General features: G+C 62.2%; 9 protein-coding genes and 1 pseudogene. 2 read left to right on the top strand and 8 right to left on the bottom strand.

Features of this window, described 5'->3' with window-relative positions; translation table 11 throughout:
- Nucleotides 1-74 precede the first annotated feature (74 nt).
- A complete protein-coding gene (locus NA29_RS13690) occupies nt 75-584 on the bottom strand; it encodes a MarR family winged helix-turn-helix transcriptional regulator (protein ID WP_039398867.1) in 510 nt (169 codons plus the stop codon).
- 308 nt (nt 585-892) lie between these two features.
- Between NA29_RS13690 and typA the strand changes: the two genes are divergently transcribed.
- Nucleotides 893-2,716 carry a translational GTPase TypA gene (typA, locus tag NA29_RS13685; RefSeq protein ID WP_039398865.1) on the top strand — a complete coding sequence of 608 codons (1,824 nt, stop codon included), beginning with the start codon at nt 893-895 and terminating at the stop codon, nt 2,714-2,716.
- Between the two features lie 158 nt (nt 2,717-2,874).
- Nucleotides 2,875-3,987, top strand: coding sequence for an enoyl-CoA hydratase/isomerase family protein (locus NA29_RS13680; RefSeq protein ID WP_039398863.1), 1,113 nt, complete (start codon nt 2,875-2,877; stop codon nt 3,985-3,987).
- A 129-nt stretch (nt 3,988-4,116) separates the two neighbouring features.
- On the opposite strand, the gene NA29_RS13675 is transcribed toward NA29_RS13680, so the two are convergent.
- The 7 genes and pseudogenes from NA29_RS13675 to NA29_RS13645 all read right to left on the bottom strand — a co-directional run bounded on the left by NA29_RS13675 (nt 4,117) and on the right by NA29_RS13645 (nt 12,337).
- On the bottom strand, nt 4,117-4,539 hold the full coding sequence (locus NA29_RS13675) for a hypothetical protein (RefSeq protein ID WP_039398861.1): 423 nt from the start codon (nt 4,537-4,539) through the stop codon (nt 4,117-4,119).
- Nucleotides 4,540-4,744: 205 nt separating this feature from the next.
- The gene (lexA, locus tag NA29_RS13670) at nt 4,745-5,398 is read right to left on the bottom strand and encodes a transcriptional repressor LexA (RefSeq protein ID WP_039398858.1); all 654 of its coding nucleotides are present in this window, start codon (nt 5,396-5,398) and stop codon (nt 4,745-4,747) included.
- Between the two features lie 175 nt (nt 5,399-5,573).
- Nucleotides 5,574-5,924, bottom strand: coding sequence for a copper-binding protein (locus NA29_RS13665; protein ID WP_039398856.1), 351 nt, complete (start codon nt 5,922-5,924; stop codon nt 5,574-5,576).
- Nucleotides 5,921-9,163, bottom strand: a complete 3,243-nt coding sequence (locus NA29_RS13660; protein ID WP_039398854.1) for an efflux RND transporter permease subunit — start codon at nt 9,161-9,163, stop codon at nt 5,921-5,923. Before NA29_RS13660 ends, NA29_RS13665 begins: the two co-directional genes overlap by 4 nt.
- Nucleotides 9,164-9,168: 5 nt before the next feature.
- Nucleotides 9,169-10,422: pseudogene (locus tag NA29_RS13655) on the bottom strand (efflux RND transporter periplasmic adaptor subunit); the annotation flags it as partial.
- A gap of 12 nt (nt 10,423-10,434) precedes the next feature.
- Entirely contained in the window at nt 10,435-11,733 is a 1,299-nt protein-coding gene (locus NA29_RS13650) for a TolC family protein (RefSeq protein WP_039398851.1), read from the bottom strand.
- Between the two features lie 181 nt (nt 11,734-11,914).
- Nucleotides 11,915-12,337 (bottom strand): hypothetical protein, encoded by a 423-nt coding sequence (locus tag NA29_RS13645; RefSeq protein ID WP_039398849.1) that lies wholly within the window; start codon nt 12,335-12,337, stop codon nt 11,915-11,917.
- Nucleotides 12,338-12,361: the final 24 nt, after the last annotated feature.

Here is a 12,361-nt window from a genome sequence, read left to right as displayed (position 1 = left end):
CAATAGTGGACTCGACAAGCTTTTCTGAACGGGAATCAAGGCATTTAGGGCGGATTTCTCGGGCGCTCGCGCCGTCATCCGCCTTCGCCGTTGGCGATCACCCGTCGCAGCAGGCTCTTCAGAAACCCGATTTCCTCGACGCTGAAGCCGCCCATCAAGTGGTCGGCTGCGCGGGTGAAGATGTCGGGCATGCGGTCGGCCATTGCATTGCCAGCCTCCGTTGCACTCAGGTTCACGGTGCGGCGATCACTCGTGCTGCGCTCGCGAACGAGCAATCCGTGGGCTTCAAGCCGGTCGAGCAGGCGGGTGACCGCGCTCGCATCGATACAGTAGTCACGGGCGAGGTCCGCTGCCGTCTTGCTCTTGCCTGTCGCCACCTTGTAAAGCATGGTGGCCTGCGTGCTGGTGAGGCCGTACTGCGAGGTTTCCTTCGTCAGTTCCGCCAGGATCAGCTGACGCACACGCGCCACGAGATACCCAAGGGAATCGTCGATGTTGTAACCGTTGCGCGGGGGATCGGCTTGCGGCGCTTCCGGCTGAGACGTCGGCGCGGTCGCGGAGAAAGTGACGGAAGGATCGGACATTTTCGTGCAGCTGCAATAGTTGACTTGTCACGATTATAGCGGTTACTTAATTAAATTCAAGTCGATGCAATAGTTGACTAGGCAAATATTTCGATGGAAATTAGACGAATTGCTCTAATTTGGTGCGTGGCATCGAAAACGCGGGGACGGGAAGCGGGGAGATTCGCCGGTCTGTTTCGTGACGAATGTGGGTCAATCGGCGAATCAATGGTGCATGTCGTTGTTGCAATGCAGAAAGGCCATGACGCGAGACATGCGCAAGTGGTAGAATCGCGGATTCCTCAAAGGCTTTTTCGAGCACCCCTTTCATGACCCGCGCTCTCCGTAATATCGCCATCATCGCGCACGTCGACCACGGCAAAACCACGCTCGTCGACCAGTTGCTGCGCCAGTCGGGCACCTTCCGCGAAAATCAGCAAGTCGCTGAACGCGTGATGGACTCGAACGACATCGAAAAAGAGCGCGGCATCACGATCCTCGCCAAAAACTGCGCCGTCGAATACGAAGGCACGCACATCAACATCGTCGATACCCCGGGACACGCGGACTTCGGCGGTGAAGTGGAGCGTGTGCTCTCGATGGTCGACAGCGTTCTGCTGGTGGTCGACGCCGTCGAAGGCCCGATGCCGCAAACGCGCTTCGTGACCCGCAAGGCCCTGGGCCTCGGTCTGAAGCCGATCGTCGTGGTCAACAAGATCGACCGCCCGGGCGCACGTCCGGACTGGGTCATCGACCAGACGTTCGACCTGATGGACAAACTCGGCGCCACCAACGAGCAGCTCGACTTCCCGGTCGTCTACGCTTCGGCCCTGAACGGTTTTGCGAGCCTCGATTCGAACGTTCGCGAAGGCACGATGAAGCCGCTGTTCGATGCGATTCTGGAACACGTTCCGGTTCGCGCTGCCGATCCGGATGCGCCGCTGCAGCTGCAAATCAGCTCGCTCGACTACTCGACGTTCGTCGGCCGTATCGGTATTGGCCGTATTACGCGTGGCCGCGTCAAGCCGGGCCAGCAAGTGGTGATGCGTTCGGGCCCGGACGGTGAAATTCTCAAGCGCAAGATCAATCAAGTCCTGACCTTCAAGGGTCTGGAGCGCGTGATGTCGGACGAAGGCGCCGAAGCCGGCGACATCGTGCTGATCAATGGTATTGAAGACGTCGGTATCGGCGTGACCATCTGCGACGTGGATGCGCCGGAAGCGCTGCCGCTGCTGACCGTCGACGAGCCGACGCTCACGATGAACTTCTGCGTGAACACGTCGCCGCTGGCCGGCCGTGAAGGCAAGTTCGTGACGAGCCGTCAGATCCGCGACCGTCTGGACAAGGAACTGAATCACAACGTGGCGCTGCGCGTGAAGGACACCGACAGCGACTCGGTCTTCGAAGTGTCGGGCCGTGGCGAATTGCACCTGACGATTCTGATCGAAAACATGCGTCGCGAAGGCTATGAACTGGCCGTGTCGCGTCCGCGCGTGGTGATCAAGGAAATCGACGGCGTGAAGCACGAGCCGTACGAAATGCTGACCATCGACCTGGAAGACGAACACCAGGGCGGCGTCATGGAAGAAATCGGTCGTCGCAAGGGCGAAATGCTGGACATGGTGTCGGACGGCCGTGGCCGTACGCGTCTTGAATACCGCATTCCGGCTCGCGGCCTGATCGGCTTCCAGGGCGATTTCCTGTCGATGACGCGTGGTACGGGCCTGATGAGCCACATCTTCGATGCTTACGCACCGGTCAAGGATGGTTCGCTGGGTGAGCGTCGTAACGGCGTGTTGATCTCGCAGGACAACGGTGATGCCGTGGCCTACGCACTGTGGAAGTTGCAGGATCGTGGTCGCATGTTCGTGAAGCCGGGTGACGCCCTCTACGAAGGCATGATCATCGGTATTCACAGCCGCGATAACGACCTCGTGGTCAACCCGATCAAGGGCAAGCAGCTCACGAACGTGCGTGCGTCGGGTACCGACGAAGCCGTGCGTCTGGTGCCGCCGATCGCGATGAGCCTCGAATACGCCGTGGAGTTCATCGACGACGACGAACTGGTCGAAGTCACGCCGCAGACGATTCGCCTGCGCAAGCGTCACCTGATCGAACACGAGCGCAAGCGCGCCTCGCGCGAAGAGAAGTAAAGCCGGCGATGGAAGCGCGGCGCAACGGATGAGAAGTCCGTCGCGCTGCGGGATCTGTCTGTTGGAAGAAAAGCCGGTGCCATGCGCCGGCTTTTTGCATTTGTTATCCCGAACTTTCATCCCCCAATCCGTTGACGTTTCCGGAGTCCTTGCCTGACATGACCGATTTTGTTCGAACCGAAATCCGTGGCCGTATCGGCTTCATCACGCTGACGCGCCCGAAGGCACTCAACGCGTTGTCGCACGACATGATTCGTGCGATGGCCACCGCGCTCGATCAGTGGCGCGACGATCCCAAGGTGCTGGGTGTCGTGCTGCAAGGTGAGGGCGAGAAGGGACTGTGCGCGGGGGGCGACATTCGCTACTTCCATGAGGCCATCAGTGCAGGCCGCACCGACATCATGGATTTCTTCACCGACGAGTATCGGCTCAACTACACGATCGCGTCTTATCCGAAGCCGTATATCGCACTGATGGACGGCGTGGTGATGGGCGGCGGCATGGGTATCTCGCAAGGCGCGACGTTGCGCATCGTCACCGAGGCGACGCGCATGGCGATGCCAGAGACGGCTATCGGTCTGTTCCCGGATGTCGGCGGCGGGTTCTTCCTGGCGAACCTCGCGGGGCATCTCGGTGAGTACCTTGGCACCACGGGGATCGTGTTTGGCGCCGTCGACGCGTGTGAAATCGGCTTGGCGGACGTGGTTGTGCCGCGCGCGTCATTACCCGCGTTGTGCGACCGGCTGGCCAATGGCGACTGGCAGGATAGCGATGCCGTGCTCGACGCTGCACGTACGTTCGCGCGCGAAAGTCTGCCGCCGAGTGGTCTCGCACCCGGTAAGCTCGCACCGTTGCGCAGCGTGATCGATGAGCACTTCGGTCTCGCAGACATGCCCGCGATTCTGAAGGGCCTCAAACTCGAAGCGCGTTGTGAATACTCGGGCTGGGCAGAGGAGACGGAAGACCTGCTGCGCACCAAGCGGTCGCCGCTGATGACATGCGTGGCGCTTGAGCAGGTGCGTCGTGCCCGCAAGTTGTCTCTCGCGGACGAACTGCGTGAAGAGTGGTTAATGATGCGCAGCGTCTTCAACCTCGACGGCCGCACCGGTGCCGAAGGCGTCGAGGGTATTCGCGCGATGGTGATCGACAAAGACCACAAGCCGCGCTGGCAGCACGCGAACATCGAAGCCGTGAAGCCGGAAGACGTTGCGCGCTTCTTCGATGGTGAGCGTCACAGTGCCGATAATCCGCTGCTTGCGCTGGGGCAGTGACTCACGGCGAGCGCCTTGCAAGGCAAGTGAGCCTGTATGCCGGTCGTAGCGAATAAGCCGCAGGAACCAGCACGCTCTGCTAGTTTCAGCCCGTCTTCGCGCAATGCGTTGACGGGCCAGCACAAAACATCAAACCGCCGCCTGGCAGAAATGTTCGCCAACGGCCTGATCGAGTTTGCGGCAGATGTCGGCAAACGTGCCGACCATCACGATGTGCGATCTGTCTCGATAGACGCGCACATCGTGACCCTCCTGCGTGTCATGCGCGTCACGACGTGCCTGTTGTTCCCGAACGTTGCGCGACGCTTTCACAGCTTTTCCTGCGGGGCAGCCCCGGCGGGTCGCCGAAGCGACGGCGGCTGCAATCGTGCGCGGCAGCGTGGTCGTGCGAGTGCGGGTGGGCACGGTGTAGGAGCGGGCGATGGCGGGTGCCGAAGCGAACGGTCCAGAGAGCGCCGAGAGACCGTATACCGCGGAGAGTCGCGTCTGCGATGACACGCGAACGTGCGATTGACCGAGAGACGTACGCAGCAAACCAAAGAGTCGAGCCATGATGCGATCCTTCTTTCAAAGCGGGTCGGAGGGACGTGTCTTGCTGCGAACGGCGTTCATGTCACAAATCGCAGGCGCAGCAGGGCACGGGCGCCGGACCCAGCCCGGCGCAATCAAATGCAAATCTTCAGGGGTCGGGGCAAGTCGCTGTGTCGCGCTACCCCGGTTCGCGATGGGCGACCGTCAGCGGCCGCTCATAGATCGTTCATAGATCATTGTTGCGGATCAGACCGACTGCAATCCCTTCCAGCGCGAAATCACCGCTCCCTTCATCGACATTGATGTTCTCGAAGTCGGGGTTCTCGGCAATCAGTTCTACGCCGCCCTTCACGCGGTGAAAACGTTTGACGGTCACGTCGTCGCCAATACGTGCCACGACAATCTGACCTTCGCGCGCGTCGGCAGCTTTCTGCACGGCAAGCAAATCGCCGTCGAGAATGCCTGCATCGCGCATCGACATTCCTCGCACCTTCAGCAGGTAATCGGGCTGACGCGCAAACATGTTCGGATCGCACTGGAAGTTGCGTTCGATATGTTCCTGCGCCAGGATCGGGCTGCCTGCAGCGACACGGCCGACGAGCGGCAGCGACAACTGCATGAGGCCCATGTGCGGCAGCGTGAACTGATGCGTGCCGCCCGCGTCGTCCAGACGCTTGAGACGAATGCCACGCGATTGACCTGCGGCAAGCTCGATGACACCTTTGCGCGCCAGTGCCCGTAGGTGCTCCTCGGCGGCATTGGCGGAGGAGAAGCCCAGTTCTGCGGCAATCTCCGCGCGCGTCGGCGGAAAGCCGGTGCGCTCGATCGCTTGCTGAACCAGTTCGTAGACCTGCTGTTGACGGGCGGTAAGTTTGATCATGGCATCACTGTATGGAAGCACAGGTGGCTGTATTTTTGTACAGTGTTTGCAAAAACGCAAGGGAAAACTTCATGTACTGCGTGAAGTTTCCGCCACATGTCCCCGCCGTCGCGGGCCGGACGACCGGCTTTCCGTCACGGGAAGCCTGTCGCCCGGCGCAGTACAACGGTCGCGCTTACTTATCCATACGAACGATCGTCAGCGTTCCGCCCATGTTCTCCACGCGTACCCGGACCTTGTCGCCCGCGTGCACGCTTTTTGCCATGGCAACGTCCTTCGCCTTGTAGGCCATCGTCATGGCAGGCATGGCGATGTTGCTCATCGCGCCGTGGGCGAGCATGACCATGCCGGTCGAGGTGTCGACGCTTTTGACCGTCGCGTCAGTCAGTGCCGCGTTAGCGTCGACGTCAGCGGCGGGCTTGCCCGACATCGCCATATTGTTCATGTCTCCGGCCGCGAACGCCGACGATGCCGCAATACCCGAGGCAGCCAAAAGAACGCCGGAAACGATAAGGACTTGCTTCATTGTTTTTCTCCAAAAGAAGTGGATGGCACATCGGTGCCGTGTGAAACAACAGCGGGGACAACCGCAGATGCGTGGGCATTCGGCAGATCCACCGGATCGACCGACACCGAGCGCTTGAGACGCCGCCGCTGCAACAGCAGCCAGGCGGCGGGAATGACGAACATCGAAAGTAGGGGCGCGGTAACCATGCCGCCGACCATCGGCGCGGCGATACGCTGCATGACTTCCGAGCCTGCGCCGTGACCGATCATGATCGGGATGAGGCCAGCAAGAATCACCGCGACCGTCATCGCTTTGGGCCGCACGCGCAGTACGGCGCCTTCACGAATCGCGTCGACGATCAGCGCTTCGTCGAGCGTCTCGCCGTCGGCCAATCGCCTTTCCAGCGCGCCACGCAGATACAGCAGCATCACGACGCCGAACTCCGCCGCCACACCCGCCAGCGCGATGAAGCCTACCGAAGTCGCCACTGACACGGCGTGACCCAGGCCCCAAATCAGCCAGAAGCCCCCAACGAGTGCGAAGGGGATCGTCGACATCAGCATCAGCGCATCGACCGCCGAGTTGAATGTCAGGAAGAGCAGCACGAAGATCACGGCGAGTGTGATCGGAATCACCGTGCGCAACTTTGCCGCTGCGCGTTCGAGGTACTCGAACTGCCCTGACCACGCAATCGAATACCCTGCCGGGACGACGACTTTGTCGGCCACAAGACGTTGCATGCCAGTCACGACCGTTTGCAAGTCGGTGTCGCGGATATCGATGTAGACGTAGCCGGATAGACGAGCGTTTTCGCTCCGGATCATTGGTGGTCCGTCTTCGACGTGGAGCGTGGCGACGTCTCCAAGGCGAATCTGAGACCCGCGATCCGTCACGATCGGCAGGTCACGAAGTGCCTGCACCGAGTCGCGGAAGTCGCGTGGATAGCGCAGGCTGATCGGGAAGCGTTCGCGTCCGGCAATGACTTCGCCCACGTTGTCGCCGCCGACCGCCGACGAGACAACCGCCTGAATGTCGGCAATCGCCAGCCCATAGCGTGCCGCGGCAAGCCGGTCGATGTCGACGTCGACATACCTTCCGCCGTTCAGTCGCTCTGCGAGTGCCGACGTCACGCCCGGTGCATGCTTCACGGTCGCCTCGATCTGTGATGCGATCTTGTCGATGCCCGCAAGATCGGGCCCGGAGATCTTCACCCCGACCGGCGTCTTAATGCCGGTCGAGAGCATGTCCAGACGGTTGCGGATAGGCGGCACCCAGACGTTCGATAGCCCGGGCACTTTCACGCGGTTATCGAGTTCGTCGATCAGCTTTTGCGGCGTCATCCCTGCGCGCCACTGACTGCGCGGCTTGAACCGGATGGTCGTCTCGAACATTTCCAGTGGGGCGGGATCGGTCGCGGAGTCGGCGCGTCCCGACTTGCCGAACACCGTTTCCACTTCGGGAACCGTCTTGATGAGCCGGTCGGTCTGCTGCAACAGCTCGGAGGCTTTCTCCACCGAGATCCCCGGCAATGCCGTCGGCATGTAGAGCAGATCGCCTTCGTCGAGCGGTGGCATGAACTCGCCGCCAAGGCGTGAGATGGGAATCACGGTGAGTCCCAGCACCACGAGTGCCGCACCGAGCGCGATCCATGGACGCCGCAACGTCGCGTCGAGCAGCGGGCGGTACATCGCCATCAGCGCGCGGTTGATCGGATTGGCCGCTTCTTCCGGGATGCGTCCGCGAATCAGGTAGCCCATCAGCACAGGCACCAATGTCACCGACAACCCAGCGGCGGCGGCAATTGTGTACGTCTTCGTGAAGGCGAGCGGAGAAAACAATTTGCCTTCCTGTCCTTCGAGCGAGAAGACAGGGATGAACGACAGCGTAATGATGAGCAACGAGAAGAACAGGGCCGGGCCGACCTCCGCCGCCGATTCGGCAATGAGCGTCCAACGCCGCGATGCGCTCGGCGTCTCTCCGGGATGCGCGTGCGCGAACGCTTCGAGGTGTTTATGCGCGTTCTCGATCATGACGATGGCCGCGTCGATCATCGCGCCGATGGCAATGGCAATCCCTCCAAGCGACATGAGGTTGGCGTTCACACCCTGATATCGCATGACGATGAACGCGGTGAGCACGCCGAGTGGCAGCGACAAGATGGCGACCAGCGCACTGCGCAGATGGAACAGGAAGATGGCGCACACGATCCCGACGATGACGAACTCTTCAAGGAGTTTGTCCTTCAGGTTGTCCACGGCGCGCTCGATCAACTGCGAGCGGTCGTACGTCGTAACCAGCTCGACGCCGGGCGGCAGCGAACGCTGGAGGTCGGCGAGCTTCGCCTTGACGGCTTCGATGGTCGTGAGGGCGTTCTTGCCCGAGCGCATCACCACGACACCGCCCGCCACTTCGCCCTGACCGTTGAGTTCCGCCACGCCGCGGCGTGCTTCCGGACCGATCTGGATGCGGGCAACGTCGCCGAGCAACACCGGTGTGCCACTGGCATCCGTGCGAATGACCACGCGACGGAAGTCGTCCAGCGAGTGCAGATACGCCGTCGAGCGCACCATGTATTCCGATTCCGCCATCTCGACGACCGAGCCGCCGGACGCCTGGTTTGCCTTCGAAAGCGCATCGGCGACGGTGGCCTGCGAAATGCCGAACGCGCGCAGTTTGTCGGGATCGAGCACGACCTGGTACTGACGCACCATGCCGCCGATCGATGCGACTTCTGCGACGTCGGGCACTGCCTTGAGTTCGAACTTCAGGAACCAGTCGTTGAGCGCGCGAAGTTGCCCGAGATCGTGACGCCCGGTGCGATCGACGAGTGCGTACTCGTAGACCCAGCCGACCCCCGTGGCGTCCGGCCCGAGTGAGACCTTCGCGCCTTGCGGCAGACGGCTCTGCACCTGATTCAGATATTCGAGCACGCGTGAGCGCGCCCAGTACTGATCGGTCTTGTCGTCGAACAGCACATAGACGAAGGCATCGCCGAACGACGAATACGCGCGGATCGACTTCGCACCGGGCACGCCGAGCAGCGTCGTGGTCAGCGGATAGGTCACCTGATCTTCGATGACCTGCGGCGCTTTGCCCGGATACGATGCCTTGATGATGACTTGCGTGTCAGAGAGGTCCGGCAGGGCGTCCAGCGGCGTCTGTGTGAGCGAGTAAGCGCCCCACACCGCCAGGAGCAACGATGCGAGCAGCACCAGCAACCGGTTGTGTATCGACCAGCGAATGAGGCGGGCGATCATTGGGTGCCTCCGCTGGTGCCCATCTTCGGCAACACCGATTTCAGACTGGCCTCTGAATCGATCAGGAACTGTCCCGACGCGACGACTTCCTGATCCTGCGTCAATCCCTGAAGGACTACCGTGTCTGCGCCGACATCGTTGCCGGTCGTCACCGTGACGGGTTGCAGGCCACCGTCTGCATTGCGCACGATGACGACGCTGCGCTTGCCGGTGGCGATCACCGCTTCTGACGGCACGAGCAGTTGCGACACCGCCTTCTCGTCGCTCATGTGGGCGCGCACGAGCATGCCCGGCGTGAGGCGCTCGCCGGTGTTGTCCAGTTCAAGACGCGCCTGCAAGGTCCGGCTGCCGGAATTGATGCCGGGGAGGATTTCGCGCACGCGTCCGACGATGTGCTGCGTGTCGTCTGCGGCGAGCGTGGCCTCGACCTTCATGCCGGCACGCACGCGTAGCGCCATTGCCTCGGGAATCTCGACGACGAGCCAGAGCTTCGACAGGCCCGCCACCTTCGCCAGTGTCTGCCCCGGCGAAACCATCGAGCCGTTGCGCACGTTGAGTTCCGTCACCACACCCGCGCGTGGCGCACTCAGCACGACATGCGTTTGCGGTTGACCGGTGCGCGCAAGGTTGGCAATCAGGGCGTCCGGTATCGAGAGGGCGCGCATGCGGGCACGTGCGGCGTCGAGCAGCGCACCGCTCATCTGGCTATGCACGAGCGCGAGATATTCCTCTTGCGGCGCGAGCCAGTCGGGCACGAACAGAGACGCAACCGGCGCACCTTGCGCGACGTGCTGCATCGGCGCGTTTGCGTAAAGACGATCGATGTAACCGGTCACGCGCGATTGCACGACATCGGCCAGCGATTCATCGAATTGCGTGGTACCGACGACATCGAAGCCCGGTGAGACGTTAGCGCGTCGGACCTTCGTGTATCGGATGCCGAGGTTCTGTTGCAGGCCCGGATCGATCCGGACACCGTCGGTACTGGCTTCGTCGGCATACACGGGCACCAGTTGCATGTCCATGAAGGGCGACTTGCCGGGCTTGTCGAAGTGCTGATTCGGCATCATCGGGTCGTGCCAGTACAGCACGCGACGCGTGGCGCCCGCCGTGGCGCCGCCAGCTTCAGCTGTTGCTGAGGGGGCGCTCGTGCCGACGTCTCCCGTCACAAAATACCGTCCGCCGATATAGCCCAGCGCAAGCAAGGCGCAAGCGGAGAACAATGCCGTACAGGCGTAAATCACAGTCTTCTTTGTCATGGGGAATCTCAATTAACGGGCGGCCAGCGAGGGAGGGAGCACCTGATACTCAAGCTGCGCCCAGATCAGCGACACGTCGCGCTGGAGATCGAGGACTTGCAGTTGAGCGTCGAGCAGGCTGCGACGCGCGGCGAAAACGTCGGCGAGTGCGCCGGTCCCACTGCGGTAGGCTGCGTTGGCAAGGGCGACGCGTTGTGTCGCCGCAGGCAGCAGTGAACCTTGCAGATTCGCAATGCGTTCGCGTCCGTTCGTGAGCGACGTGCCGAGCGTGCGGATGTCGGCTTCCACCTGGCGTTGTGTGTCCTGATAGCTCAGGCGTGCACGCTCGGCGAGTTCGGCTTTCTCTGCGACATCGCGGTCCTGACGTTGCGAACGGTTGATCGGCAGGGGAATGCTGACGCCGATGGACACCATGTTCGAGAACTGTGGACCCCGCTGCTGATACGCCACTTCCCAGGTCCAGTTCGACGAGCGGTTGCTGGTGGCGACTGCGGTGTCCGCGTTGGCCATGGCAATGTCGTCGGCCCCCGTCACGAGCATCGGTTGTACGCGCGCCAACTGATCGGGGGGAAGCGACGGGACGGTGCTCTCGAGCGACGGCGGCTCGCCGGAGACATCGCTCACCGGCGTGACCGTCCAGCGCGTCAGGCCGATGAGCGCAGCGCGCTCGGCCTGCTGCGCCTTGAGCGCCTGATCCTGTGCCTGCGCGAGCATGAGGCGCGCCTGTGTGACATCGGAAGCTGTGGTCTTCGCGCCGCGATACGACGCAGTGGTCGCGTCCAGCTCATGCGTCATGTGCTCGACCAGCGCCTGAGCGACGGCGGCCGACTTCTTGGCATAGAGGGCGTTCAGCCAGGCGATGGCCGTTTGCTGACGAACATTGGCGACTTGGGCCAGATAGCCGGAGCGCTGCCGGTCGACGACGCGCTCGCCCAGATCGGAGCGTAAGCGCCGTTTATCCGACGATACCCATTCCTGTTCGATGCCGATGCGCCGCATCGTCATGAAGTCGCTGCCCACTGCGAACCGTTGATCGCCATTGATGGGCAGATTGTCGATGCCTGCCTTGAGGGTCGGATCGGGCAACTGGCCAACGCGCGCCGCGGCTTGCGCGCGCGCACGTACTGATGCCTGCGCTGCTTGCAGCGCGGCGGAATGGTCCATCGCGGATTGCAGGGACGCATCGAGCGATAACCCCGTTTCCTGCGCCGAGGCGGCACTGGCCGTGCCAGTGACGCATAACAAAACTAAGACGGCGCATGTGCGTGCGCTGACACGCCGGTAGCCCGGCGCGTTGAAAATCGAGTGCATGTGAAACCCCACGCGTACGAATGCCGTGTGGCATTCGCGTCCTCATCAGGACGATCTCGCCGCTGAAGCGGCGAACCCGGAGACGGGCAGGGGCTGTCGATGGCGTCGGCGCGTGCGCGCCGTCAGCCGGCGAGGCTGTGCGTGACACGGTCGAACGAGATGGACAGACGCCTGCGGAGGGTTACAGCGAGGTGGGTGGGCGCCAGAGGCCGTCGGGAGCGCGCAAACGCAGGGAGTCGGTGTAGTGGAAGCCGGTCTTGCGAGCGATGCTCACCGGACGCGCGACTTCAGGCGTGATCGCCGGGTGGTAGAGGCTGCCGAGGTTGCATTGCGCCGTCACCTTGCAGAAGGGGCCCTTGAGCTTTCCTCCGGCTGGCATCGGCATGCCGTCGCAGTGATCCATGGTCAGTGTCGGCGTCGCCGATGGCGCCATGGTAGAGGGCGCCGCTGTCGTCGTCATTGGCATGGCGGCCATCTCGGGGGCATCGTCCGACGCAGAGGTCATTTGCATCGGACAATCGCCTGCCATACCGCTCGCCGCCAGCCCGCTAAGGGGAAGCACGGCACACAACAGCAGCACGAGAATGAGACGAAGCAGTTTCACGTCGCGGAGTATAGCGCCAATATT

It is taken from the genome of Pandoraea sputorum, assembly GCF_000814845.2.
Classification (GTDB): domain Bacteria; phylum Pseudomonadota; class Gammaproteobacteria; order Burkholderiales; family Burkholderiaceae; genus Pandoraea; species Pandoraea sputorum.
The sequence above is the reverse complement of the archived record's forward strand: the minus strand, read 5'-3'. Positions and strand labels throughout refer to the sequence as shown.

What these genes read in the sequence shown, in the direction of transcription:
- NA29_RS13690 (WP_039398867.1), bottom strand. Translation starts at nt 584, where the DNA reads ATGTCCGATCCTTCCGTCACTTTCTCCGCGACCGCGCCGACGTCTCAG.
- typA (WP_039398865.1), top strand. Translation starts at nt 893, where the DNA reads ATGACCCGCGCTCTCCGTAATATCGCCATCATCGCGCACGTCGACCAC.
- NA29_RS13680 (WP_039398863.1), top strand. Translation starts at nt 2,875, where the DNA reads ATGACCGATTTTGTTCGAACCGAAATCCGTGGCCGTATCGGCTTCATC.
- NA29_RS13675 (WP_039398861.1), bottom strand. Translation starts at nt 4,539, where the DNA reads ATGGCTCGACTCTTTGGTTTGCTGCGTACGTCTCTCGGTCAATCGCAC.
- lexA (WP_039398858.1), bottom strand. Translation starts at nt 5,398, where the DNA reads ATGATCAAACTTACCGCCCGTCAACAGCAGGTCTACGAACTGGTTCAG.
- NA29_RS13665 (WP_039398856.1), bottom strand. Translation starts at nt 5,924, where the DNA reads ATGAAGCAAGTCCTTATCGTTTCCGGCGTTCTTTTGGCTGCCTCGGGT.
- NA29_RS13660 (WP_039398854.1), bottom strand. Translation starts at nt 9,163, where the DNA reads ATGATCGCCCGCCTCATTCGCTGGTCGATACACAACCGGTTGCTGGTG.
- NA29_RS13650 (WP_039398851.1), bottom strand. Translation starts at nt 11,733, where the DNA reads ATGCACTCGATTTTCAACGCGCCGGGCTACCGGCGTGTCAGCGCACGC.